The sequence below is a fragment of the Streptomyces sp. NPDC052064 genome (assembly GCF_055585925.1).
Genome location: NZ_JBVJJE010000012.1, coordinates 38,001 through 62,519, shown reverse-complemented (window position 1 = coordinate 62,519; position 24,519 = coordinate 38,001). Strand labels below are relative to the sequence as shown.

Here is a 24,519-nt window from a genome sequence, read left to right as displayed (position 1 = left end):
GACCTGATCGGAATCAGGCGGACAGGCTGGCGCGACCCTTGCTGCGACGGTTCGCGAGAATCGCGCGACCGGCACGGGTACGCATCCGCAGGCGGAAGCCGTGGGTCTTCGCGCGACGACGGTTGTTCGGCTGGAAGGTGCGCTTGCTCACTCGGGGGCTCCAGAAGAAATCGGTAGTTGCGGGGTGCCGTCCTGGCTGTCACCGTGCGCCCACGAGTAGCTCGCAGTTACGCCCGTGTGCACCGCTGACCGATCACCCAAATGATCTGTGCCCATCGGAGGCAGGCGGCAGCAGCCATCGACAACTCGACCTGGTTACGGTACGCGCGGCTACGCCATCCGGTCAAACCAGCAGCCGCCCGGAGACACTTGTCCACAGGCTGGGGACAACAACTTGAACCGCAGCGGCCGCCCTGACTACCGTGACGGAACTCCGATTCGTTCCCTTATCCCTGACCCACCCGATTTACATCCCGAGCCGTCCCAGAACCACACGTTCGTGGGACCTGTGAGAGAGCGTGCCCTGTGGCTGACGTACCTGCCGATCTTGCCGCAGTGTGGCCACGCGTATTGGAGCAGCTCCTCGGGGAGGGCCGCGGTCAAGGGGTCGAAGGGAAGGACGAGCACTGGATCCGGCGCTGCCAGCCGCTCGCGCTGGTCGCGGACACCGCCCTGCTCGCCGTACCGAACGAATTCGCGAAGGGCGTACTCGAGGGCCGCCTGGCGCCCGTCGTCAGCGAGACCCTGAGCCGCGAGTGCGGCCGCCCGATCCGGATCGCGATCACCGTCGACGACTCCGCGGGCGAGCCCCCGGCGACGCCGGCGCCTCCGGCTCGCCACCAGACGCGTTACGAGGAGCCCGAGCTTCCGGCCGCGCGCCAGGACCGCGACGGGTATGAGGGGTACGGCCGCCACCGCGCCGACCAGCTGCCGGGAACGGCTGGCGACCAGCTTCCGCCTACGCGCGGAGATCAACTTCCCACCCCCCGTCCCGCGTACCCGTCCGAGTACCAGCGCCCCGAGCCCGGCTCCTGGCCGCGGCCGACGCAGGACGACTACAGCTGGCAGCAGCAGCGTCTCGGCTTTCCCGAGCGTGACCCGTACGCGTCACCGAGCCAGGACACCTACGGCTCACAGGACTCGTACGGCACCCAGGACTCGTACGGATCCCACGGGTCGTCGCAGGACTCGTACGGATCACAACGATCACAACGATCACAGGGATCACAGGGATCACAGGGATCACACGGGTCCCATGGGTCCCATGGGTCTCAGGACTCGTACGGATCGCACGGGTCGCAGGACTCGTACGGCTCATCCCCCCAGGACGCCTACGGCTCCCCCTCCCAGGACTACCGCCCGCAGTCCATGGAGCGCCCCTCCTACGAGTCACCGCGCTCCGACTACGACACGTCACGCCCCGACTACGACCAGCGCGACCCGGTCCGCCGGGAGCTGCCCGAACCGCCGACCGGCTCGGGGCACGTGCACCGCGGCGGCCCCGTCGGCCCGAACCTGCCCACGACCGGCGCGCCCGGCCCGCTGGCCGCGCAGCCCGCGCCGGCGACCGGCCCGGGTGAGCCCACCGCTCGTCTGAACCCGAAGTACCTCTTCGACACGTTCGTCATCGGCGCCTCCAACCGCTTCGCGCACGCCGCCGCGGTCGCCGTCGCCGAGGCACCGGCGAAGGCGTACAACCCCCTGTTCATCTACGGGGAGTCCGGGCTCGGAAAGACGCACCTGCTGCACGCGATCGGGCACTACGCGCGCAGCCTCTACCCGGGCACGCGGGTGCGGTACGTGAGCTCGGAGGAGTTCACCAACGAGTTCATCAACTCGATCCGCGACGGCAAGGGCGACAGCTTCCGCAAGCGCTACCGCGAGATGGACATCCTGCTCGTCGACGACATCCAGTTCCTGGCGGACAAGGAGTCGACGCAGGAGGAGTTCTTCCACACCTTCAACACGCTCCACAACGCCAACAAGCAGATCGTGCTGTCCTCCGACCGGCCGCCCAAGCAGCTGGTGACGCTGGAGGACCGGCTGCGGAACCGTTTCGAGTGGGGTCTGATCACCGACGTGCAGCCGCCCGAGCTGGAGACGCGTATCGCGATCCTCCGCAAGAAGGCGGTGCAGGAGCAGCTGAACGCGCCGCCGGAGGTGCTGGAGTTCATCGCTTCCCGGATCTCGCGCAACATCCGCGAGCTGGAGGGCGCGCTGATCCGGGTCACGGCGTTCGCCTCGCTCAACCGGCAGCCGGTGGACCTGGGCCTGACGGAGATCGTCCTCAAGGACCTGATCCCCGGCGGCGAGGACTCGGCCCCCGAGATCACGTCCACGGCCATCATGGGCGCGACGGCGGACTACTTCGGGCTGACCGTCGAGGACCTGTGCGGCACCTCGCGCGGCCGCGCCCTCGTCACCGCCCGGCAGATCGCCATGTACCTGTGCCGCGAGCTCACGGACCTGTCGCTGCCGAAGATCGGCGCGCTGTTCGGCGGCCGCGACCACACGACGGTCATGCACGCGGATCGCAAGATCCGCAATCTGATGGCCGAGCGCCGCTCGATCTACAACCAGGTCACCGAGCTGACCAACCGCATCAAGAACGGCTGACAGAGCCGGCGGTACGACGCCGAGGGCGCCCCCGGAGCAGGTTTCCGGGGGCGCCCTTCGTCGTGTCGCGGCCGTCCTTCGTCGTGTGACGGTCGCCGGCTGTTCGAATTACCTGCCGGGTTACGGCCCCTCTCCACAGATTCGGCGACTTTCTCCCGTCCACACCCTGGGGACTGGGAAGTTGTCCAGACTGTGTCCACAGAGGCCTCTGTTGAAGGACCATGAGACCAGCTCAGCGGCATGTGGATTCGTGGACGAACGATCTCCACAGCCTGTGGACAACAAGTGGATCCACAGGCTGTGCATCGAGTTGTCCACCGGCAACCCACAGGCTGGGGCCGGTTGTCCCCAGCGATCCCCAGCTTCTCCACATCGCTGTCCACTGTTCGGCAACGCGACGCGCCTCCTCACCGGGTCGAGTGAAAGGCGTCACACGAAGGTGCCGGGTTGGGCTGTGGGAAACGTGGGTAAAGCTGGGGACGGCACTGGGGAGAACTCGCCTCACCCTGTGCACGGGGTGTGCAGAACTTTCCGTTCTCCACAGAGACCCCTGGTTGTCCACCGCCTTCACCCACAGGACCAGTGGACAAAATTCCTGCTCTGAGCTGGGCAAACGTGGTTATCCACGGTATCCACAGGCCCTACTACTACTCCCGACTAGAGAGAGCTGGGAATTCGTTTCGAAGCGGGTCCTGTGCACAACTCGCCCTCCGGCGCCCGACCGCCCCTCGTCACGACTTGACCCCGAGCGGCACCTACTGTCAGTGCGGTGCGTCAGACTGGTCCCCGGTGTCCTCCCCGTCCCAGGGACCGTCGACACCGAGACAGACGACGAGGGCCAGGCAGAGCGAGAAGCGCCGGCAACAGCAGGAGGCGGCAACAGTGAAGATCCGGGTGGAACGCGACGTACTCGCGGAGGCAGTTGCCTGGGCGGCACGCAGCCTCCCGGCCCGTCCGCCGGCGCCTGTCCTCGCCGGCCTGCTGCTGAAGGCCGAGGACGGCCAGCTGAGCCTGTCCAGCTTCGACTACGAGGTCTCCGCGCGCGTGTCCGTGGAGGCCGAGGTCGACGAGGAGGGCACGGTGCTCGTCTCCGGCCGCCTCCTCGCGGACATCTGCCGCGCCCTCCCCAACCGGCCGGTGGAGATCTCCACAGACGGTGTACGGGCGACGGTGGTGTGCGGCTCCTCCCGGTTCACACTCCACACACTGCCTGTGGAGGAGTACCCGGCGCTGCCGCAGATGCCCAACGCGACGGGCACGGTCCCCGGCGAGGTCTTCGCCTCCGCGGCCGCCCAGGTCGCGATCGCCGCCGGCCGCGACGACACGCTGCCCGTCCTCACCGGTGTGCGCATCGAGATCGAGGGCGACACCGTCACGCTGGCCTCCACCGACCGCTACCGCTTCGCGGTCCGCGAGTTCCTGTGGAAGCCGGAGAACCCGGAGGCCTCCGCGGTCGCCCTGGTGCCCGCCAAGACGCTCCTGGACACCGCCAAGGCCCTGACGAGCGGTGACCAGGTCACCCTGGCGCTGTCCGGCTCGGGCTCGGGCGAGGGTCTGATCGGTTTCGAGGGCGCCGGCCGCCGTACGACGACGCGTCTGCTGGAGGGCGACCTCCCGAAGTACCGCTCGCTGTTCCCGACCGAGTTCAACAGCGTCGCCGTGATCGAGACCGCCCCCTTCGTGGAGGCCGTCAAGCGTGTGGCCCTGGTCGCCGAGCGGAACACTCCGGTGCGGCTCAGCTTCGAGCAGGGCGTGCTCATCCTGGAGGCCGGCTCCAGCGACGACGCACAGGCTGTGGAGCGGGTCGACGCCCAGCTGGAGGGCGACGACGTGTCGATCGCCTTCAACCCGACCTTCCTGCTGGACGGCCTGAGCGCCATCGACTCCCCGGTCGCGCAGCTGTCCTTCACGACGTCCACGAAGCCCGCGCTGCTCAGCGGCAAGCCGGCGCTGGACGCCGAGGCGGACGAGGCCTACAAGTACCTGATCATGCCGGTGCGCCTCAGCGGCTGAGCTCCGGTGGTTGTCCACAGGCTGGGGGCAAAGCCGCAGGTGAGGGCGTACGACTGAGCGCGTATGCCCACAGATGTGCGCGAGCGTCCGGGTTTAGGCTCGGACGCGGGTACGAAAGTGCCGCAACGCCACGTCGGACACCTGCAAACCTAAGGAACACAACTGATGGAGCTCGGTCTCGTCGGCCTCGGCAAGATGGGCGGCAACATGCGCGAGCGGATCCGCCGCGCGGGCCACACCGTCTTCGGATACGACCGCAACCCGGACCTCGCCGATGTCCACAGCCTGCCGGAGCTTGTGGGCAAGCTCAGCGGCCCGCGTGTGGTCTGGGTGATGGTCCCGGCGGGCGAGCCCACGCAATCCACCATCGACGAGCTGGCCGAACTGCTGGAGCCCGGTGACGTCGTGGTGGACGGCGGCAACTCTCGCTGGACCGACGACGAGAAGCACGCCGAGGAGCTGGCGGCCAAGGGCATCGGCTTCGTCGACTGCGGTGTCTCCGGCGGCGTCTGGGGACTGGAGAACGGCTACGCGCTGATGTACGGCGGCGACAAGGAGAACGTCGCCAAGGTGCAGCCGGTCTTCGACGCCCTCAAGCCGGAGGGCGACTTCGGCTCGGTGCACGCCGGCAAGGTCGGCGCGGGCCACTTCGCGAAGATGGTCCACAACGGCATCGAGTACGCGATGATGCAGGCGTACGCCGAGGGCTGGGAGCTCTTGGAGAAGGTCGACTCCGTGACCGACGTCCGGGAGGTCTTCCGCTCCTGGCAGGAGGGCACGGTCATCCGCTCCTGGCTGCTGGACCTCGCGGTCAACGCACTCGACGAGGACGAGCACCTGGACAAGCTCCGGGGTTATGCACAGGACTCCGGTGAGGGACGCTGGACTGTGGAAGCCGCGATCGACAACGCGGTGCCGCTGCCGGCGATCACCGCGTCGCTGTTCGCGCGGTTCGCCTCCCGCCAGGAGGACTCGCCCCAGATGAAGATGATCGCGGCGCTGCGGAACCAGTTCGGCGGCCACGCGGTCGAGACCAAGTAAGCAACACCCGACGGTTGGGGAGGTCGGCGAAACGACCATGCACGTCACGCATCTGTCGCTGGCCGACTTCCGCTCCTACCCCCGGGTCGAGGTCCCGCTCGACCCGGGGGTGACGGCCTTCGTCGGCCCGAACGGGCAGGGCAAGACCAACCTCGTCGAGGCCGTCGGATATCTCGCCACGCTCGGCAGCCATCGCGTCTCCTCCGACGCCCCCCTGGTCCGCATGGGCGCCGAGCGCGCGATCATCAGGGCTCAGGTGCGGCAGGGCGAGCGGCAGCAGCTGGTCGAGCTGGAGCTGAACCCGGGGCGCGCCAACCGGGCCCGTATCAACAGATCCTCGCAGGTCAAGCCGCGTGACGTGCTGGGGATCGTACGGACCGTGCTGTTCGCCCCCGAGGATCTCGCCCTGGTCAAGGGCGACCCCGGTGAGCGGCGCCGCTTCCTCGACGAGCTGATCACCGCCCGCTCCCCGCGCATGGCCGGAGTCCGCTCCGACTACGACCGGGTCCTGAAGCAGCGCAACACCCTCCTGAAGTCGGCCGCGCTCGCCCGTCGGCACGGCGGCCGCAACGTGGACATGTCCACGCTCGACATCTGGGACCAGCATCTCTCGCGCGCGGGCGCCGAGTTGCTCGCCCAGCGCCTGGACCTGATCGCCGCGGTCCAGCCGCTGGCCGACAAGGCGTACGAGCAGCTCGCCCCCGGCGGCGGCCCGATCGCCCTGGAGTACAAGCCGTCCGCGCCGGGCGAGGCGCACACGCGCGAGGACCTGTTCGAGCAGTTGATGGCCGCGCTCGCCGAGGCCCGCAAGCAGGAGATCGAGCGGGGCGTCACTCTGGTCGGCCCGCACCGCGACGACCTCCAGCTCAAGCTCGGCCAGCTGCCCGCCAAGGGGTACGCCTCCCACGGCGAGTCCTGGTCCTACGCCCTGGCGCTGCGCCTCGCCTCGTACGACCTGCTGCGCGCGGAGGGCAACGAGCCGGTGCTGGTGCTCGACGACGTCTTCGCCGAGCTGGACACCCGCCGCCGTGAACGCCTCGCCGAGCTGGTCGCGCCCGGCGAGCAGGTCCTGGTGACGGCCGCTGTCGACGACGACGTACCGCATGTGCTGTCCGGGGTGCGGTTCGCCGTGTCCGAGGGGACGGTGGAGCGCGTATGACGGAGAACACACCTGAGGGCCCCCCGGAGGAGGCATCCGGGGAAGCCACCGGGTCCCGGGCCCCCGAGCCGTCCGGTGTCGACCTCGCGCGCGTGGCGCTCCGCGCCGCCAAGGAAGCCGCACGCGCGCGTGGGGACGCGGCACAGCAGAAGAAGCAGGCGCGCCGCGGCGGACTGCGCTCCGGCGCGCGCGCCGACGGCCGCGACCCCATGGCGCTCGGCTCCGCGATCAACCGGCTGATCACCGAGCGCGGCTGGGAGGCCCCGGCCGCTGTGGGCGGGGTGATGGGCCGCTGGCCGCAGATCGTCGGCGAGGACGTGGCCAAGCACTGCGTGCCGGAGAGATACGACGAGGACGAGCACGTCCTGTCCGTGCGCTGCGACTCGACGGCCTGGGCGACGAACCTGCGGCTGCTCGCTCCGACCCTGGTCGCGCGCCTGAACGAGGATCTAGGCCACGGCACCGTGAAGATGATCAAGGTGCAGGGCCCGGGCGCCCCCAACCGCCGCTACGGCCCGCTACGGGCTCCCGGCAGCACCGGCCCCGGCGACACCTACGGCTGACGGGAGCCCCTCCCGGCGGCTGCCCGGAGGCCCTGTGAGGGCCCGATCGGCGCCCGTTTCCCACCCGTCGGCAGCAAGTGACTGACATCACAAAAATGAGTGTCGGCGGTCCGTTCGAAGCCCCGGCACCCCTCTCTTCGCACCACCGCACACGGTTGCGAATCGCCACCTGTCTCCGAAGTAGCCAAGGGTTGACGGCCGGAAGCGCTGAGTGCCTCCGTGAGCCTCTTGGAGCCCCCATCCGCATATCGGGAGTCGGGGAAGACCGGTTGAGGGCGGCACATGCGGACTCAGGTACCGGCAAACCCCCATCAGTGTCAGTGCTACCGGTAGACTGGAAGCAATCCCGCCCCAATCGTGGGGACCGTCCGGGAAAAGCTGAGCAACGCTGATCAAGGCTTACCAACGCAACATGCCGCAGCCGCTCCGGCAACCCGCCGACGAGCCCGGCTCGTGCTGTGCCAGAAAGGGCGCTTCGTGGCCGATTCCGGCAACCCCAACGAGAACAATCCGTCCGTCGAGGCCATGGCCGGAGTCGCCGAGGCCTCAGCTACTGCTTCGTACGACGCAAGTGCCATCACCGTCCTCGAGGGTCTGGACGCGGTCCGCAAGCGACCCGGCATGTACATCGGTTCGACCGGTGAGCGCGGCCTGCACCACCTGGTGCAGGAGGTCGTCGACAACTCCGTCGACGAGGCGCTGGCGGGGTACGCGGACACGATCGACGTGACGATCCTCGCCGACGGCGGCGTACGGGTCGTGGACAACGGTCGTGGAATCCCGGTCGGCATCGTGCCCTCCGAGGGCAAGCCGGCCGTCGAGGTCGTGCTGACGGTGCTGCACGCGGGCGGAAAGTTCGGCGGCGGCGGCTACGCGGTCTCCGGTGGTCTGCACGGCGTGGGTGTCTCCGTCGTGAACGCCCTGTCGACCAAGGTGTCCGTCGAAATCAAGACCGACGGCTACCGCTGGACCCAGGACTACAAGTTGGGCGTCCCGACGGCCCCGCTTGCCAAGCACGAGGCCACGGACGAGCACGGCACCACGGTCACCTTCTGGGCCGACCCGGACATCTTCGAGACCACCGACTACTCCTTCGAGACGCTGTCGCGGCGCTTCCAGGAGATGGCGTTCCTCAACAAGGGCCTGCGGATCAACCTCACCGACGAGCGCGAGTCGGCGAAGGCCACGGCCGGGGCGGACGAAGCGGGCGAGGACGAGAAGCACGAGGTCAAGAGGGTCTCGTACCACTACGAGGGCGGCATCGTCGACTTCGTGAAGTACCTCAACTCCCGCAAGGGAGACGTGGTGCACCCCACCGTGATCGACCTCGAGGCGGAGGACAAGGACCGGAGCCTGTCCCTCGAACTCGCGATGCAGTGGAACGGCGGCTACAGCGAGGGCGTGTACTCCTTCGCCAACATCATCCACACCCACGAGGGCGGTACGCACGAAGAGGGCTTCCGGGCCGCGCTGACCTCGCTGATCAACAAGTACGCGCGCGACAAGAGGCTGCTGCGCGAGAAGGACGACAACCTCACCGGTGACGACATCCGCGAGGGCCTGACCGCGATCATCTCGGTCAAACTGAGCGAGCCCCAGTTCGAAGGCCAGACGAAGACCAAGCTGGGCAACACCGAGGTCAAGACCTTCGTCCAGAGGGTCGTCTACGAGCACCTGAACGACTGGCTGGACCGCAACCCCAACGAGGCCGCGGACATCATCCGCAAGGGCATCGCGGCGGCCACCGCGCGCGTGGCGGCCCGCAAGGCCCGCGACCTGACCCGTCGCAAGGGCCTGCTGGAGACCGCGTCCCTGCCGGGCAAGCTCTCCGACTGCCAGTCGAACGACCCGATCAAGTGCGAGATCTTCATCGTCGAGGGTGACTCCGCCGGCGGCTCGGCCAAGTCCGGCCGGAACCCGCAGTACCAGGCGATCCTCCCGATCCGCGGCAAGATCCTCAACGTCGAGAAGGCGCGCATCGACCGGATCCTCCAGAACCAGGAGATCCAGGCGATGATCTCCGCGTTCGGCACGGGTGTGCACGAGGACTTCGACATCGAGAAGCTCCGCTACCACAAGATCATCCTCATGGCGGACGCCGACGTCGACGGCCAGCACATCAACACCCTGCTGCTGACCTTCCTGTTCCGCTTCATGCGGCCCCTGGTCGAGGCCGGGCACGTGTACCTCTCCCGTCCGCCGCTCTACAAGATCAAGTGGGGCAAGGACGACTTCGAGTACGCGTACTCCGACCGCGAGCGCGACGCCCTGATCGAGATGGGCCGCCAGGCGGGCAAGCGCATCAAGGACGACTCGGTGCAGCGCTTCAAGGGTCTCGGCGAGATGAACGCCGAGGAACTGCGCATCACGACCATGGACCAGGAGCACCGCGTCCTCGGTCAGGTCACCCTCGACGACGCCGCCCAGGCCGACGACCTGTTCTCGGTCCTCATGGGCGAGGACGTCGAGGCCCGCCGCGCGTTCATCCAGCGCAACGCCAAGGACGTCCGCTTCCTCGACATCTGAGTCGGTCTCAGCTGACCGCACCAGGAAGGACCTTCACCAGCAATGACCGACGAGAACACTCCCGTGACGACGCCCGAGGGTGACGCCCTGGCCATGCGCGTCGAGCCCGTCGGGCTCGAGACGGAGATGCAGCGCTCGTATCTCGACTACGCGATGTCCGTCATCGTCTCGCGTGCGCTGCCGGACGTCCGTGACGGCCTCAAGCCCGTCCACCGCCGCGTGCTCTACGCCATGTACGACGGCGGCTACCGCCCCGAGCGCGGCTTCTACAAGTGCGCCCGCGTCGTCGGCGACGTCATGGGCAACTACCACCCGCACGGCGACTCCTCCATCTACGACGCGCTCGTGCGTCTCGCCCAGTCGTGGTCGATGCGCATGCCGCTCGTCGACTCCAACGGCAACTTCGGCTCCCCGGGCAACGACCCGGCCGCGGCGATGCGGTACACCGAGTGCAAGATGGCGCCGCTGTCGATGGAGATGGTCCGTGACATCGACGAGGAGACCGTCGACTTCACGGACAACTACGACGGCCGCTCCCAGGAGCCGACCGTCCTGCCGGCCCGCTTCCCGAACCTGCTGATCAACGGCTCGGCCGGGATCGCGGTCGGCATGGCGACCAACATCCCGCCGCACAACCTGCGCGAGGTCGCGGCCGGCGCCCAGTGGTACCTGGAGAACCCCGAGGCCTCGCACGAGGAGCTCCTGGACGCGCTCATCGAGCGCATCAAGGGCCCGGACTTCCCGACCGGCGCGCTCGTCGTCGGCCGCAAGGGCATCGAGGAGGCGTACCGCACGGGTCGCGGCTCCATCACCATGCGTGCGGTCATCGAGGTCGAGGAGATCCAGAACCGCCAGTGCCTGGTGGTCACGGAACTGCCCTACCAGGTCAACCCGGACAACCTCGCCCAGAAGATCGCCGACCTGGTCAAGGACGGCAAGGTCGGCGGCATCGCGGACGTCCGCGACGAGACGTCCTCCCGCACCGGCCAGCGCCTGGTCATCGTGCTGAAGCGGGACGCGGTCGCCAAGGTCGTGCTGAACAACCTCTACAAGCACACCGACCTCCAGACGAACTTCGGCGCCAACATGCTGGCGCTGGTGGACGGCGTGCCGCGCACGCTCTCGCTCGACGCGTTCATCCGCCACTGGGTGGCGCACCAGATCGAGGTCATCGTCCGCCGTACGCGCTTCCGGCTGCGCAAGGCCGAGGAGCGCGCGCACATCTTGCGCGGTCTGCTGAAGGCCCTGGACGCCATCGACGAGGTCATCGCGCTGATCCGGCGCAGCGACACCGTCGAGATCGCGCGCGGGGGCCTGATGAGCCTCCTGGAGATCGACGAGATCCAGGCCAACGCCATCCTCGAGATGCAGTTGCGCCGACTGGCAGCCCTGGAGCGCCAGAAGATCGTCCAGGAGCACGACGAACTCCAGGCGAAAATCACCGAGTACAACGAGATCCTGGCCTCCCCGGTCCGTCAGCGGGGCATCGTCAGCGCGGAACTGGCCGCGATCGTCGAGAAGTACGGCGACGACCGCAAGACCAAGCTGATCCCGTACGAGGGCGACATGTCCATCGAGGACCTGATCGCCGAGGAGGACATCGTCGTCACGGTCACCCGGGGCGGCTACATCAAGCGCACCAAGACCGACGACTACCGCGCCCAGAAGCGCGGCGGCAAGGGTGTCCGCGGCACGAAGCTCAAGGAAGACGACATCGTCGACCACTTCTTCGTGTCCACGACGCACCACTGGCTGCTGTTCTTCACCAACAAGGGCCGCGTCTACCGCGTCAAGGGCTACGAGCTGCCCGACGCCGGCCGGGACGCGCGCGGTCAGCACGTCGCGAACCTGCTCGCCTTCCAGCCCGACGAGGCGATCGCCGAGATCCTGGCGATCCGCGACTACGAGGCGGTTCCGTACCTCGTCCTCGCCACCAAGGCCGGACTTGTGAAGAAGACGCCTCTGAAGGATTACGATTCGCCGCGTTCCGGCGGTGTGATCGCGATCAACCTCCGGTCGATGGAGGACGGTTCGGACGACGAACTGATCGGAGCCGAACTCGTCTCGTCGGACGACGATCTGCTTCTGATCAGCAAGAAGGCACAGTCGATCAGGTTCACCGCCTCGGACGAAACCCTGCGGCCCATGGGCCGTGCCACCTCGGGTGTCAAGGGCATGAGCTTCCGCGAGGGCGACGAGCTGCTCTCGATGAATGTTGTTCGACCCGGTACGTTCGTGTTCACTGCCACCGACGGCGGGTACGCGAAGCGGACCAACGTCGACGAGTACCGCGTCCAGGGTCGCGGCGGCCTCGGCATCAAGGCCGCCAAGATCGTGGAGGACCGTGGATCTCTCGTCGGCGCTCTGGTGGTCGAGGAGACCGACGAGATCCTCGCCATCACGCTGGGCGGCGGTGTGATTCGTACGCGAGTCAACGAGATCAGGGAAACCGGCCGTGACACCATGGGCGTCCAACTGATCAATCTGGGCAAGCGCGATGCCGTTGTGGGCATCGCACGCAACGCCGAGGCGGGACGCGAGGCGGAGGAAGTCGACGGCGATGTGGTCGTCGACGAGACCGCCGAAGGTGCCGCGGCCACCGGCACGGACGAGGGTGAGGCGCCCTCGGCCGAGTAGCACGAGGAGTGAGTCAGCGTGAGCGGAGCCACGGGCGCCGGACCGAGCGGTACCTCGAAGGGTACGGACACGGACGACGGCGGCCGTGGCTCCGCCGCGCGTGCGGCGGATCCGCACACGACCAACCTGAAGGCGATCAAGTCCCCGACCAAGGACTCGCCCTCGCCTGAGACGCATGGATCACAGGGGGGAACTGTGACGGACACCAGAGGTCCGCAGACCCAGCAGCACACCGCTGGAGCGGGCCCGTCCGCGTCCGGCGCCCAGCCGCGGCCCGAGCCGGCCGCGCAGGAACAGGACACCGCCGCGCAGACGGCCTCCCCCCTGCCCGGAGAACGGAAGGCACAGCAGCAGGCCGGGCCGTACCACCCGCCGCAGGCCTACGCGGCGCAGCCCGCCGCGGGCGGTGCCGGAGCCGGTGCCGCCGCCGGTACCGTACGGCGCCCCCGCACAGGCGCTCGCACCACGCCGCGCGTCCGCAAGGCCCGCCTGCGCGTGGCCAAGGCCGACCCGTGGTCGGTGATGAAGGTCAGCTTCCTGCTCTCCATCGCCCTGGGCATCTGCACGATCGTGGCGTCCGCCGTGCTGTGGATGGTGATGGACGCGATGGGCGTCTTCTCCACGGTCGGCGGCACGATCTCCGAGGCGACCGGCTCGAACGAGTCGAACGGCTTCGACCTCCAGGCCTTCCTGTCGCTGCCCAACGTCCTGATGTTCACGTCGATCATCGCGGTCATCGACGTCGTCCTGGCGACGGCCCTCGCGACGCTCGGCGCGTTCATCTACAACCTCTCTGCGGGCTTCGTGGGCGGGGTGGAGCTGACGCTCGCCGAGGACGAGTAGAACCCTCGTAGATCCCTCGCTGACGGCGGATGTCGGTGTCCCGACAACCGATTTTGGGACTGCGCATGTCGTGCGCTAATCTTCAGGAGTCAGCGCGCGGGACACACCGCAGAGCGCGGCGGGGCTATAGCTCAGTTGGTTAGAGCGCATCCCTGATAAGGATGAGGCCACAGGTTCAAATCCTGTTAGCCCCACCAGCGAAAAGACCCCCAGTCGGTAGCGGCTGGGGGTCTTTGACATCCATGGCTGACATCAGCCGATGAGTGGATCTTCCAGAAGCTCGGCGAGCATGCCGACCGCCTCCCGCTCGCTGTCCCCTACCACGTGCGTGTAGACGTCCATGGTCATGCTGATCTGGCTGTGTCGGAGGATCGCCTGAGCGACCTTGGGGTGCACCTTCAGGAAGGCGAGCAGGGTCCCGCAGGTGTGCCGGGCGAGGCGGACCGTGATGCGGCGGATATCGGCCCGCTTGACAAGCCGGTCGAAGGTCCGGGAGAAGCCGACAGGGTCGATCATGCAGCCGTGCTCGGAGGAGAAGATCAGGTCATGGCCCGGCTCCTGGGCCCAGAGGTCACCAGCGATCTTCCGTTCGAGCTGCTGGAGATCCCGGCGCTCCTCGAGGGCACGGGCGCAGGACTCCGGGAGCGGGAGCACCGCCTGTGACGACTCGGTCTTGAGGTCTTTGAGGACCAGGCCGACGCCCTTCACACGCTGCACCTGCTTGACCGGGGTGAACTGGCCCGCCTCGAAGTCGATGTCCTGCCAGCGAAGGCCCAGGACTTCACTGCGGCGGAGGCCGAGGACCAGGACGAGGACGCACGCCGCGTAGAGACGGTGCGCACGAACCGCGCGGAGGAACGCGATCGCCTCGTGGGCGTTCCAGGGCTTCTTCTTGTCCTGGCTCACCTTGGGCATGTCGACCAGGAGGGCGACGTTGCGCGTGACCAGCTCCTCGCGGATGGCTCGGTTCAGGGCGTTCCGCAGGACGCGGAGAACCTCGAAGCGGGTGGCCGCGCCGACCTTCTCACGCCGGAGGGTGGCCATGAAGGCGCGCAGCTGGGCAGGTGTGAGCTTGACGAGCGGCTTCTTGGCGAGGTGCGGCAGCAAGTAGAGCCGGACCTTGGACTCGTACTTGACGTACGTGTTGTGCTCGCGTTCTGGCTCGACATGTGCTCCAGCCAGTAGGTGAGCCACTCGCCGAGCGTCCAGGAGCGGGAAGGCACCGGGACGCCGTTGCGCTCCTGGTCCTGGAGCTTGCCGAGCTTTTCGTTGGTCTCGTCCCAGGTGGCGCCGTAGGCCGGGGGCGGGGTGTCGGGTCCCTCCGGGCCGGCGTGACGCGGCGCGAGCTGTTACAGGTTTCTCTACCTCATCAAGGCACCCGGCTGCGCTCCGCTCCGCCGGGCGCGCTTCCCGGCTCTGGCTGCGCCCGCGCTCCTGCCTTCGGCCCGCTCGGCGCTGCCGCCGCCGACGCGCGCCCACATGTGGATAGGGCCGGTGGCCACGAGTCGATCACCGTACAGAGCAGCCAACGGTCAAGACGATGCCTCCGGCGGGGGATCGGCCGGCACCGGGATGGAGGGGGCGCCGTTCCCGACTGCGGGCACGTAGTGGCGTGCGCAGGAGGCTCCCATCCCGACCACCATCGACCCAGGCAGAGCCGAGCAGACGCGGCCCATGGCGTCCAGGTCGTTCGTACAGTGGCGCGCTCCACCTGGACGCCATGAACCACGCCCGCTCCACGGTGTGTGGGTCGACGGCGGACGGGATGGGAGCTGGTGAGAGTGGTGGGTGAGGAAGTGGGCGGCTAATTAGTCGCGCTTGGGCCAGATCGGGCCCTGGTCGGTCCAGATGACGCCCTTGTTGCGGCACAGACAGAAGGGGTGGCCGATCGGGTCGGTGTAGACCTGCCAGCCGTAGCCGTTGGGGCCGATGAAGTCCTGCCTTAGCGCCGCGCCGAGGTCGAGGACGCGGCGCTGCTCGGACTCGATCTCGTCCACTTCGAAGTCGAGGTGGAACTGCTTGGGGTGCTCGCTGTCGGGCCACTGCGGAGCGCGGTAGTCGTCCACCCGGATGAATGCCAGCTCGACCTCGCCGAACTGGATGCCAGCCCAGTTCTCGGAGCTGCCTTCCTTGATCGGACGGCCCGTCACCTCGGAGTAGAAAGCCGCCAGCTTCATCGTGTCCGGGCAGTCGATAATGAAATCGGTGAGTCGCAGCATCACGCGATCTTGGCACAAGCTCACACCCGACTTCGAGACAGGCCCTGAGTTGGGTTTGTCAAGAGCGCCCCTCATCGCTGACATCAATGGCCGACATCAACAGGGGCGAACGGCAGCGGTCAGCGCCGAACACCGACGGACGATCCATCGAGGCCCAGAGCGAGTTGGCCGACGTCAATGACCCCACATGATCGACCTGATAAGGATGAGGCCACAGGTTCAAATCCTGTTAGCCCCACCAGCGAAAAGACCCCCAGTCGGTATCGACTGGGGGTCTTTGTTGGCATCTGTGAGGTTCGACGTCCAGGGCAGTACGGACGGGAACAGCCTCAGCCCGCGAGCGTCTCGCTCGCCGACCAGGTCTTCCCGATCCAGAAGAGGGGACGCCGGGGGCGTCCTACCAGACGCCGCGAGATCAGCTGCCATCTGCAGGTGAAGAAGGCCCGGCGGCTCCGAGGAGCCGCCGGGCCTGTACGCGGGTCGCCGGGACGTGCTGGGGACATCAGCGCTGTAGCGGAGTGAGATGGTCCGCTGGGTCGACGTCGGTGACGTCGTCGGTGCAGTCGGCGGTGGGCGATGCCGTCGTGTCCGCGAGCGGGCGGTGGCGGCAGCTGGGGGACTTGCCGTGGGCCTCGGCGTGGATGCGCTGTTTCATCGTGGGGGGCAGGGCCTTGGCGTAGGACAAGGACCGAGGGGCCGTCGCCGGCGCCGTCCGCTGCTGCGGGATGAGCGCGCTGTTGCGCTTCTGCTCGGGCTGCGGTACCGCCGCGGCGGCGGTCGTGGTGACGAATCCGAGCGTCGTGCACAGCGCGAGGAAGGCGGTGACGATGGCGGTCCACAGCTTCATGACCTTGTTCCGGGCCATAACCCCTCACTTTCGGGTTGGGCGATTTGCGTACTTTCCTCATGATGTGTATGGGGGCCGAGAAGTGGTGGACCGACGCCCGTGGCGCGTCGATGTTCAGATGAACACCACACGGATGGGTGCAAGAGGGATGAAAAGGTGAGGAAAGAGGAGGAGAGCGGTCGAAGTAACCGTCCGTCGGCGTGTGATGACTCTCCGGCCGGAGCGGCGGGTTCCGCTTCTATCCCGGTTTCCCGGACGGGAGTTGAGGGCCGACTCAGGTCACCGATCGGTATCGGTCGGTGTGTATAGTCGGGCGCCAGAGGTCCCCTACGTCAAGGAAAGACGAGGTCGCGCGGTGAAGAAGCTTCTCCTGGTCGCACTGGCCGCCATCGGCGGGCTCCTCGTGTACCGCCAGATCCAGGCGGATCGCGCCGAGCAGGATCTGTGGACGGAGGCGACTGACTCCGTGCCCACGGGTTCGTGAGTCACGACATCCCAAACCGAGCACACCCCGGCCGCCTCGCGGTCGGGGTTTTGCGTGTTTGCGGAGACGGCGGGACGGTGAACGCGGCCGCGGGGCAGGATGGGCCACGGTTCCACGGTTTGCGGTTTCACTGCGGTTCTGCGGTCCGGTGACGTGAGGGGTGGCGCGTGAGGGGACGGTGTCGTACGGCGTGGGGGCGTGCGGGCGTGTGGCGCGGTCGTCGTCCGTCGGTGGTCGTGCGCCATGGCGCCGTGGCGGTGGTGCTGGGTACGACGGCTGCCGTGGTGCCCGGACAGGCCGCCCTGGCCGCCGCCGGGGCCTCCGGTACGGCGGTGTCGCCGAGCCAGTACGCCTTCGCCGACGACGCCCGGAGTATCGAGGGGGCGAGGAGCACCGCTGACGCCGTACCGCTGAGGTTCGGCACCGCCTACAAGAGCTCCCTCCCGAGCAGCGGCAAGGTCAGCTACCGCCTCCAGCTCGACGCCACGTCGAACGCGTACGTCTCCGTCACCGCCGTCCCCTCCCCCGGCAGCACTGTCTCCGTCATCGACGGGCTCAAGGTGTCCGTGGAGGACGACGACGGCACCCCCTGCTCAAGCGACACCGCGAATTTCGGCGCCGCTCGCAGTCCGCACCCGATCGCGGCGTGGGGCCGGCGCGAGATCTCGCCCACCAAGCCGCTGTGCCGGGAGGCCGGGTCCTACTACGTGTCCGTCGAGCGCGTCGACCCGAAGGGCGAGGGCTCCTCGCCCGACGCCTGGGATCTGGAACTCTTCGCGATGACGGAGCCCCGGACGGCGAAGACCGGGGAGACCAGCGCACCCGGGGTGTGGAACTCCGCCTCGCCCCAGCCGCTCCAAGGCGAGGCCGAGCGCCGCCGGGGCGGTGCGGGATTCGCCGGGGCCACCCCGCTGGACCAGGGGGTCTGGCGGGACGACATCCGGCCCGGCCAGACGGTCTTCTACGAGGTGCCGGTCGACTGGGGCCAGCAGCTCCACGTCACCGCCGAGCTGGGCAGCTCGGCATCCGCCGGCACCGGCTATACGCCCGACGCGCTGGACCTGGCCCTGTACAACCCGGCGCGCGGCCCCGTCGCCGACGTGGGCGTCGGCTACGACGGCGACCAGAAGTCCGGCAGCCTGCCTCCCTTGCCGCCGGTCGACCACGCCAACCGCTACGCCGTCACCGGTCAGGTCGGCGGGATGCGCTTCGCCGGCTCCTACTACCTCGTCGCGCACCTCGCGGAGAGCGTCGCCGACAGCTTCGGGGACGGGCCGTTCCACATGACCCTGCGGGTCCGGGTGAGCGGGGCGGCGCGGGGCGGGCCCGACTACGTGGGGGAGTCCGATCCGAAGGGCGTCTTCGAGGTCTCCGACCAGGACCGGGAGGCGGCGGCCGAGGGCGTGGCCGCGGATGACGACACCGCGATGCGGGTCGTCGCCGTGGGCGGGCTCGGCACCGGCAGCGCGCTGCTGGTGGGGCTCGGGGTGTGGACCGTGGTGGCCCGGCGGAGGAGCGCCGGGTAGGAGAGCCGGGCGGGCGCCCGGGCTGACGCCCGCGGGTGCTCAGATGCGGGCCAGGGCCCAGAACCCAACGGCGTAGCAGGCCAGGGCGAGGAGCAGGAGCGGGACCGCCACCTTGGCCGGTGGGCCGGGGCGGCGGGGAGGACGTTGCGCTCGGTGCCGTGAGGGCACCTGTCCGGGCCGTGGGGCTTGCCGGCTCTGTGGTGTCTGCGGGGTCTGGGTGGTGTAGGGGGCGGTGGAGGTGTTGGTGGGCTGCTGTGTTGCGGGTGGTAGGGGCTGGCTGGGGTAGACCGCGTGGTTCGAGGGGCTCGGGTGACTCGGGTAGGCCGGTGGGAGCGGCTGAGAGGGGGACAGGGGGTCTGTGCGGTCGTAGGGGAAGTGCAGGGACTGCTGGTGCGAGGGCTGTGCCTGTACATGTGCCTGTGCGTCGTGGCCCGGCGTGGGGGAGTTGATGACGGGGGCCTGGGGCGGCGGCAGGTGGAAGCTGCCGGTGTCCGACATGGAGGGCGGCTGAGCCGGGGTGTCCGGCGGGGCGGTGTCCTGGCGAGGGCCGGGCGGCATGACCGCTGCACCCGGGGAGGACCAGGCGTCGCCGTTGCCGGAGGCGTTCCGCCGGGACCGCTCCTCGCCCGCCGCCGTACCGGGCCGCTCCTCGCCCGTCACCGGGCTGGGCGGCTCGTCCTCTCTCGGTCGCAGCCCCCGCGCTCTCTCCAACGGGCCCTCCGGAGCGAACCCCGGGGGAAGCGGGCCGAGTTGGTCGAAGATCTCGATCAGTTCGTCGTCCGGCCCGGGCTCGGGGAGGAGCTCCGCGGCGGCGGCGAGCGCCTTGCGCGCCCCCGTGGCCGTACGGAACCGGGCCTGCGCGTCCGGCTGGAGCAGCATGGCCACCACCTGCCACAGCGGCTCCGGAATGCCCTTGGGCGCACCGGGCGTCCCGTGCTCGGCGAAATACTGGATGAGCGCCTTGCTGTCCGGCTTGGCACCCTCCAGCAGATACAGCGCGACCAGGCCTACGGCGAACAGGTCGGCGGGGAAGTCCGGCTCCGCGCCCATCATCTGCTCGGGCGCGAGATAACCGGGTGTCCCCACCACGAGGTTGGTCTCCGTCAGGCGGGGCTCACCCAGCCGCATCGCGATGCCGAAGTCGGACAGCCGCAGCCGCGGCCGGCCCGTGCCGGTGGCTTCCAGCAGGATGTTGGCGGGCTTGACGTCGCGGTGCACGACGTCCTCCGCGTGCACCGCGGCCAGCCCCGCCAGCAGCTGGTCGAGCAGCGCGCAGACGAAGGCCGGCGGTAGAGGCCCGTAGTCCCCGACGAGGTGGACCAGTGAACCGCCCGCGACCAGGTCCATGGTGAAGAGGACCTTGTCGTCGTCGGCGGCCCAGCTGGTGGGAGCGAGCACATGGGGGTGGTCGATCCGCAGGGCCTGTTCGCGGACGAAGCGCAGCAGCGAGTGCGCGTCGCTCTGGAGCAGGACCTTGGCGGCAACATAGCGGCGGCGGCGGTGGTCCCAGGCGCGCCAGACGGCGCCGACCCCTCCGCGTCCGATCGGGTCGACCAGTTCGTACCGGCCGGCGAACACCTCACCCATGGCTGTACGTCGCTCCTCCCCCTGTGGTCTCCCCCCTTGCTTCCCCCTCGACGAGCGTTACGACTCCCCGACGGGCGAAACGGCTCCCCCGATGACTGATACCGATGAGTGATACACGTCCCCCTCGCGTCGACCGGTCCCCCGTACGGCACACGCCCCCTCGTGCCCGCCCGTACGGTGACGCACCCCCCGTCACATCACCCGAAGCCCGGTGCCGAACCCCCTTCGGCTGCCGGGCGGTGGGATCAGCTCTGGTGGGACTGGTAGTGCGCGACCGCGTCCGAGGTGCGGCCGGCACCGTACACCCGGAGGAACTCGGCCAGCTCCGGGTGGGTCGGGGCGAGGGTCTCCGCGGCGTCGATGATGTCGCCCGCCGCCGCGACCGAGCGCAGCAGCGACTGGATCTCCCGGACGACGCGCTTGACCGTGGGCGCCCCCGAACTGCTCGTCGTCTGCGTGGTGTTGCTGAGCACCGAGCCCCCCTGTGACTTCTTGATCTCCTCCATGCGGTCGGTGGCCTCGGCCGCGCTCACGCTGCCGTCCGCGACCTGCCCCGCCAGGTCCTGAAGCAGCTGCACCCGCTGCACCACAGCGGGGTTGCCGATCTTCGCCCGCTGCCCGCTCATCAGCTGCGACAGCATCGGCGCGGACAGTCCCAGAACCCCCGCGAGACGAGCCTGGTTGAGACCAAGATCGTCGATGAGCCTACGGAAGAGCGCCCCCAGCGGCTCCCCGTACCAGTTCCGCTGCAGTTCCCGCGCTCTTGCGGTGGCTTCCTGCTGTGCGGCGTCCATTGCGTCTCCCCATCGCTTCCCCAAGTACGGCGGTTCGCGGTAGCGAACCACGCCGAGCATCTTACGGAGAGTGGTCGGCGACGGGGACCCCCAATCTTTTTGCGGAATCACGGGGGTGACCCGGTACTCTGGTCTCCGACGCTCGCCTGGACGTGGTTTCTCCGGGCGGACGTTTCTCTTCCGGGGCCTTAGCTCAGTTGGTAGAGCGCTGTCTTTGCATGGCAGATGTCAGGGGTTCGACTCCCCTAGGCTCCACTCTCGAATGCCCTCCGAACTGCGGAAACGTGGTTCGGAGGGCATTTTGCATGGGCGGTGCGCTCTGGTCGGTGAGCAGCGCCGGAGCAGTGTGCCGGCCAGGCCTGGCCAGGCCAGGCCAGGCCAGGCGCGGTGCGGTCGCCGCGCTGCATGCAGTGCTGGAGGAGAGCCGTGCCCCGCTGTGCCGCACCGCTCACGCCCGTCCTCGCCAGAGTTCCGCGGTCCTGCCCGGGCGTGCTCACTATCCTCGTCCTGACCAGGAATGAACGCACCTCATCGGGCGAGGAGTTGACAGGTGGCGGGACAACACGAGCAGGGACGACGTGACGCCCGCCTGGCCGCGCTGTGCAGCCGCCTCGGCGCACCAGGCGGGCCGCTGGCCGACGACACCGAACTGCGGGCGCTGGTGGCCGACGTGGCGGCCGGGGTGCGCACCGCGGAATTCCGGTGACCGGGGTCTCCGCCTACGAGCCGCTGCCGGGACTGGGGGAGGGGCGCGCCCTGCTGGAGGTGCGAACCTGCCCGCGTCGCCGCTGCACTCGCGTCGAGGCACCGGCCGGGACCCGGGCAGGGGGCGAACCGTCGCGCTGCGCCGTGTTCGACGAGCCCCTCCGACTGCTCGACGTCACGCCGTGAGCCCGGTGTGAGTGCCTTCCTCGGCACGCTGGGCGGAAAACTCGCCGAACGCTGGAGCGCGCTGCTCGTCCTGCCGGGGCTGCTCTACCTGGCGGTACTGGCCGGAGCGGTCGTGCTGCGCCGGGAACGGTGGTACGGCGTGGCCCGGCTGCGTGACGTCCTCGACGAGGTGGGGTGGCGCCCGCGGCCGACTCCCCCGGCGTCGTCGTTCTCACGGCGGCCGGAGTGCTGATCGGTGCCTTCGGCGTGGACCTGGTCGCCAGGGCCCTGGGCGCGGGCATCGAGGCGCTGTGGCTGGCCGAGGGCCGGGGGCCTCTGGCCCGTCGACTGACCGCGCGGCGGCTGCGGCGCTGGCGTGCGGCCGACGACGCCTTCCGGGAGGCACTGGTGGCGGCGGGACGCGCCCGGCTGAGCGGGGACGCCGAGGCCGCCGCCCTGGCCGAGCGGGCGGCGCTGCTGAACGCCGAACGTAACCGCATCGCCCTGGCGGCACCGAGCCGGCCCTTCTGGGTCGGGAACCGGCTGGCCGCTGTGGAGCAGCGGGTGTGGGGACAGTACCGGCTCGACCTGGCCTCGGCATGGCCCAGACTGTGGCTGCTGGTCGAGGACGGCGCGCGGCTGGAGCTCCAACACTGCTCGTCAGACGCTGGCCGCCGCGCACCGACTCCAGGCGTGGGGAGTGCTGTACGCGGTGCTCGCCGTGGTCTGGAGGCCGGCCGCGGTGCTGGGAGCCGGGGCGTTCCTGGTCGGGGTGCGCCAGGCACGGCCCGCGGCGGCCGTTCTCGCCGAGCTCGTCGAGTCGGCCGTCGACCTGCGGATCCGTGCGCTCGCCGACGATCTGGGATTCGACTGCCCGGGGCCGGTTGAGCACGCCACGGGCGAGGATCTGACCCGAGCGAAACGCAAGGGCACCTGACGGGTGGACCCCTGCGGTGGGCCGGGGGCGTTCTGAAGGAGGCGGCCCATGTTTCACGTGAAACAGCACGGCAGGGCGGGAGACTCCCAAGGCTCTCCAGGTTGAGTCCAGGCTGAGCCTCAAGTCTCCCACCCCGCCCTGCTGTCGGACCGGCTTCTGGAACCGGTGGCCGTCAGGAACGGTCGTCGCGCTTGGCGGCCTCGTCCTCGGCCTGCTTCGCCTCGACCTCCGGGTCGAGAACGGACTCACCACTGCCGTCCACGGAGGTCAGGCGGCCCGACTCGGGAACCTCCGTCGCAGCGGGCGGCTCCACCAGCCAGTCCGGGTTGGCCTGCTTGTCCCACCACTTCCAGGCCGCGAAGGCACCGCCCGCGACGGCGCCCAGAATGACCAGCGTCTTCATGGCCCGGCCGGCCCTCGCCCGCCGTTCCTGCTTGCGGATCAGCTTCTGGACCTCCTTCGACGAGACCTGACCGCGCAGCGCGGCCATCGCGGCCACACTCCGGGCGGCGGCCTCGCTCGTGACGGGCACGGCCGCGGCCATTGCCTGCTCCAGCCTTGGCCTGGAGTACTCCGCCGCCTGCCGGGCGGCCTTGCGCGTCCGGACGGCGGCCTCGTGGGCGGCCTGGTCGACCTTCGGCGGCACATGCGTGCGGGCCTGCTCCAGATACGGCTGCACATGGGCGCCGTACTGGACGCGCGCCTGCCCGGCGGCCTGCGTCACCTTGGGCGCTAGCCGTACGCGTGCCTCGTGTGCGTAGTGCGCGGCCCTGTCCTTGGCCGTGTCGGCGTAGGGCGCCACCACGTCCGCGGCGTGCAGCACGCTGTCCTTCGCCGAACCAGTCGCGGCGCGCACGCTGTCGATGCGGGTCACGGGTTCCTCCTCCTCGGTGGCGTACGGTATTTCGACTTTCCACCCTTTTACGGATCATGCCTCCCGGAGCACTGCCAGGCATGCGCGGGCGGGCATCCGGGTCACGGGAGCCGGCTCCGGGCCATCTCCGGTCGAAAACCGATCAAGAGCGGACCGAGTGCTGATCGGGAGCCGATCACATGCAATAGCGGATGAATAGGGGGCAACAGGAGCTTGTCGTCGACAATGCCACGGATCGCCGCCGCGCGCCCCCGCCCCGGGACTACTCGACTGGTTTTCTGCAAGCGATCGGCCCCGTTTACCCCCGGTGAACGGAGGACGGGCGACGCGGAGCCCCGTCCATGCGAGGATCAGGGAGTCACGGAAAGACAACGGAAGGCAGATCGTGGCTGAGCAGCTCTACGCCACCCTGAAGACCAATCACGGCGACATCGAAGTCCGGCTTCTGCCGAACCACGCCCCCAAGACGGTCAAGAACTTCGTCGAGCTCGCCCAGGGCGAGCGGGAGTGGACCCACCCGGAGACGGGCCAGAAGACCACGGACAGGCTCTACGACGGCACGGTCTTCCACCGGGTGATCAGTGGCTTCATGATCCAGGGCGGTGACCCGCTGGGCAACGGCACCGGCGGTCCCGGCTACCAGTTCGAGGACGAGTTCCACCCGGACCTGCGCTTCGACAAGCCCTACCTGCTGGCGATGGCCAACGCCGGCCCGGGCACCAACGGCTCGCAGTTCTTCGTCACCGTCTCCCCGACGGCGTGGCTGAACCGCAAGCACACCATCTTCGGCGAGGTCACCGACGCGGCCAGCCAGAAGGTCGTGGACACCATCGCCACGACCCAGACGAATCCGCGCACCGACCGCCCGCTCAACGACGTGGTCATCGAGTCGGTCGTCATCGAGACCCGCTGAGCGCTGGAACCCCCACAGGGAACCAATCGCCCCGCTCGTCCGTAAAGATGAGCGGGGCGGGCTTTTTCAT

Annotated in this window: 21 protein-coding genes, 2 tRNA genes and 1 pseudogene; 17 read left to right on the top strand and 7 right to left on the bottom strand. The window is 69.0% G+C overall.

All coding sequences use genetic code 11. The features are described from left to right. Positions 1-13 precede the first annotated feature (13 nt). Positions 14-151 (bottom strand): 50S ribosomal protein L34, encoded by a 138-nt coding sequence (gene rpmH, locus ACZ6TU_RS29500; protein WP_005482975.1) that lies wholly within the window; start codon positions 149-151, stop codon positions 14-16. Positions 152-525: 374 nt separating this feature from the next. Here rpmH and dnaA point away from each other — a divergent pair, with 374 nt between their 5' ends. The 9 genes from dnaA (at position 526) to ACZ6TU_RS29455 (ending at position 13,595) form a co-directional block, all read left to right on the top strand. After that, a complete protein-coding gene (dnaA, locus tag ACZ6TU_RS29495; RefSeq protein ID WP_469552072.1) occupies positions 526-2,616 on the top strand; it encodes a chromosomal replication initiator protein DnaA in 2,091 nt (696 codons plus the stop codon). An 882-nt stretch (positions 2,617-3,498) separates the two neighbouring features. Continuing rightward, the gene (gene dnaN / locus ACZ6TU_RS29490; RefSeq protein ID WP_467678115.1) at positions 3,499-4,629 is read left to right on the top strand and encodes a DNA polymerase III subunit beta; all 1,131 of its coding nucleotides are present in this window, start codon (positions 3,499-3,501) and stop codon (positions 4,627-4,629) included. Positions 4,630-4,794: 165 nt separating this feature from the next. Continuing rightward, positions 4,795-5,670, top strand: a complete 876-nt coding sequence (gnd, locus tag ACZ6TU_RS29485) for a phosphogluconate dehydrogenase (NAD(+)-dependent, decarboxylating) (protein WP_469552071.1) — start codon at positions 4,795-4,797, stop codon at positions 5,668-5,670. A gap of 37 nt (positions 5,671-5,707) precedes the next feature. Continuing rightward, on the top strand, positions 5,708-6,829 hold the full coding sequence (gene recF / locus ACZ6TU_RS29480) for a DNA replication/repair protein RecF (protein WP_467678119.1): 1,122 nt from the start codon (positions 5,708-5,710) through the stop codon (positions 6,827-6,829). After that, entirely contained in the window at positions 6,826-7,392 is a 567-nt protein-coding gene (locus ACZ6TU_RS29475) for a DciA family protein (protein ID WP_467678121.1), read from the top strand. Before recF ends, ACZ6TU_RS29475 begins: the two co-directional genes overlap by 4 nt. Positions 7,393-7,869: 477 nt before the next feature. Beyond that, positions 7,870-9,918: a DNA topoisomerase (ATP-hydrolyzing) subunit B gene (gene gyrB, locus ACZ6TU_RS29470; protein WP_467678123.1), complete on the top strand. Its 2,049-nt coding sequence runs from the start codon at positions 7,870-7,872 to the stop codon at positions 9,916-9,918. Between the two features lie 42 nt (positions 9,919-9,960). Then, positions 9,961-12,555, top strand: a complete 2,595-nt coding sequence (gyrA, locus tag ACZ6TU_RS29465; RefSeq protein ID WP_467678125.1) for a DNA gyrase subunit A — start codon at positions 9,961-9,963, stop codon at positions 12,553-12,555. Positions 12,556-12,573: 18 nt separating this feature from the next. Further along, positions 12,574-13,398 carry a DUF3566 domain-containing protein gene (locus ACZ6TU_RS29460; RefSeq protein WP_469552068.1) on the top strand — a complete coding sequence of 275 codons (825 nt, stop codon included), beginning with the start codon at positions 12,574-12,576 and terminating at the stop codon, positions 13,396-13,398. A gap of 120 nt (positions 13,399-13,518) precedes the next feature. Then, a tRNA-Ile gene (locus tag ACZ6TU_RS29455) sits at positions 13,519-13,595 on the top strand. A 55-nt stretch (positions 13,596-13,650) separates the two neighbouring features. On the opposite strand, the pseudogene ACZ6TU_RS29450 reads toward ACZ6TU_RS29455, so the two are convergent. From ACZ6TU_RS29450 to ACZ6TU_RS29440, 3 genes and pseudogenes are all read right to left on the bottom strand, one after another. Continuing rightward, positions 13,651-14,693 (bottom strand): annotated as a pseudogene (locus ACZ6TU_RS29450) (tyrosine-type recombinase/integrase); the annotation flags it as partial. A gap of 513 nt (positions 14,694-15,206) precedes the next feature. Further along, complete coding sequence (locus ACZ6TU_RS29445; RefSeq protein ID WP_467678129.1) at positions 15,207-15,617, bottom strand: VOC family protein; 411 nt, start codon at positions 15,615-15,617, stop codon at positions 15,207-15,209. Positions 15,618-16,119: 502 nt separating this feature from the next. Continuing rightward, positions 16,120-16,482 carry a DUF6344 domain-containing protein gene (locus ACZ6TU_RS29440; RefSeq protein ID WP_467678131.1) on the bottom strand — a complete coding sequence of 121 codons (363 nt, stop codon included), beginning with the start codon at positions 16,480-16,482 and terminating at the stop codon, positions 16,120-16,122. Between the two features lie 337 nt (positions 16,483-16,819). Here ACZ6TU_RS29440 and ACZ6TU_RS29435 point away from each other — a divergent pair, with 337 nt between their 5' ends. Further along, the gene (locus ACZ6TU_RS29435; RefSeq protein ID WP_003999697.1) at positions 16,820-16,948 is read left to right on the top strand and encodes a DLW-39 family protein; all 129 of its coding nucleotides are present in this window, start codon (positions 16,820-16,822) and stop codon (positions 16,946-16,948) included. A 167-nt stretch (positions 16,949-17,115) separates the two neighbouring features. Beyond that, positions 17,116-18,474: a hypothetical protein gene (locus ACZ6TU_RS29430; protein ID WP_469552065.1), complete on the top strand. Its 1,359-nt coding sequence runs from the start codon at positions 17,116-17,118 to the stop codon at positions 18,472-18,474. Between the two features lie 39 nt (positions 18,475-18,513). Here ACZ6TU_RS29430 and ACZ6TU_RS29425 read toward each other — a convergent pair whose 3' ends face one another. Both ACZ6TU_RS29425 and ACZ6TU_RS29420 read right to left on the bottom strand, forming a co-directional pair. Further along, positions 18,514-20,061: a serine/threonine-protein kinase gene (locus ACZ6TU_RS29425; protein WP_469552063.1), complete on the bottom strand. Its 1,548-nt coding sequence runs from the start codon at positions 20,059-20,061 to the stop codon at positions 18,514-18,516. A gap of 245 nt (positions 20,062-20,306) precedes the next feature. Continuing rightward, entirely contained in the window at positions 20,307-20,855 is a 549-nt protein-coding gene (locus ACZ6TU_RS29420; RefSeq protein ID WP_467678135.1) for a helix-turn-helix domain-containing protein, read from the bottom strand. A 182-nt stretch (positions 20,856-21,037) separates the two neighbouring features. Between ACZ6TU_RS29420 and ACZ6TU_RS29415 the strand changes: the two genes are divergently transcribed. The 5 genes from ACZ6TU_RS29415 to ACZ6TU_RS29395 all read left to right on the top strand — a co-directional run bounded on the left by ACZ6TU_RS29415 (position 21,038) and on the right by ACZ6TU_RS29395 (position 22,662). After that, positions 21,038-21,110: transfer RNA gene (locus ACZ6TU_RS29415), tRNA-Ala, on the top strand. Between the two features lie 295 nt (positions 21,111-21,405). After that, positions 21,406-21,561: a hypothetical protein gene (locus ACZ6TU_RS29410; RefSeq protein ID WP_467678137.1), complete on the top strand. Its 156-nt coding sequence runs from the start codon at positions 21,406-21,408 to the stop codon at positions 21,559-21,561. Continuing rightward, a complete protein-coding gene (locus ACZ6TU_RS29405) occupies positions 21,558-21,746 on the top strand; it encodes a hypothetical protein (protein ID WP_467678139.1) in 189 nt (62 codons plus the stop codon). Before ACZ6TU_RS29410 ends, ACZ6TU_RS29405 begins: the two co-directional genes overlap by 4 nt. Positions 21,747-21,753: 7 nt before the next feature. Further along, on the top strand, positions 21,754-21,978 hold the full coding sequence (locus ACZ6TU_RS29400; protein ID WP_467678141.1) for a hypothetical protein: 225 nt from the start codon (positions 21,754-21,756) through the stop codon (positions 21,976-21,978). 447 nt (positions 21,979-22,425) lie between these two features. Continuing rightward, positions 22,426-22,662, top strand: a complete 237-nt coding sequence (locus ACZ6TU_RS29395; RefSeq protein ID WP_467678143.1) for a hypothetical protein — start codon at positions 22,426-22,428, stop codon at positions 22,660-22,662. 172 nt (positions 22,663-22,834) lie between these two features. On the opposite strand, the gene ACZ6TU_RS29390 is transcribed toward ACZ6TU_RS29395, so the two are convergent. Then, positions 22,835-23,536, bottom strand: a complete 702-nt coding sequence (locus tag ACZ6TU_RS29390; protein ID WP_467678145.1) for a DUF5324 family protein — start codon at positions 23,534-23,536, stop codon at positions 22,835-22,837. Positions 23,537-23,921: 385 nt separating this feature from the next. Between ACZ6TU_RS29390 and ACZ6TU_RS29385 the strand changes: the two genes are divergently transcribed. Further along, positions 23,922-24,449 carry a peptidylprolyl isomerase gene (locus ACZ6TU_RS29385; RefSeq protein WP_467678147.1) on the top strand — a complete coding sequence of 176 codons (528 nt, stop codon included), beginning with the start codon at positions 23,922-23,924 and terminating at the stop codon, positions 24,447-24,449. Positions 24,450-24,519: the final 70 nt, after the last annotated feature.

What these genes read in the sequence shown, in the direction of transcription:
- gnd (WP_469552071.1), top strand. Translation starts at nt 4,795, where the DNA reads ATGGAGCTCGGTCTCGTCGGCCTCGGCAAGATGGGCGGCAACATGCGC.
- recF (WP_467678119.1), top strand. Translation starts at nt 5,708, where the DNA reads ATGCACGTCACGCATCTGTCGCTGGCCGACTTCCGCTCCTACCCCCGG.
- ACZ6TU_RS29475 (WP_467678121.1), top strand. Translation starts at nt 6,826, where the DNA reads ATGACGGAGAACACACCTGAGGGCCCCCCGGAGGAGGCATCCGGGGAA.
- gyrA (WP_467678125.1), top strand. Translation starts at nt 9,961, where the DNA reads ATGACCGACGAGAACACTCCCGTGACGACGCCCGAGGGTGACGCCCTG.
- ACZ6TU_RS29445 (WP_467678129.1), bottom strand. Translation starts at nt 15,617, where the DNA reads ATGCTGCGACTCACCGATTTCATTATCGACTGCCCGGACACGATGAAG.
- ACZ6TU_RS29440 (WP_467678131.1), bottom strand. Translation starts at nt 16,482, where the DNA reads ATGGCCCGGAACAAGGTCATGAAGCTGTGGACCGCCATCGTCACCGCC.
- ACZ6TU_RS29425 (WP_469552063.1), bottom strand. Translation starts at nt 20,061, where the DNA reads ATGGGTGAGGTGTTCGCCGGCCGGTACGAACTGGTCGACCCGATCGGA.
- ACZ6TU_RS29420 (WP_467678135.1), bottom strand. Translation starts at nt 20,855, where the DNA reads ATGGACGCCGCACAGCAGGAAGCCACCGCAAGAGCGCGGGAACTGCAG.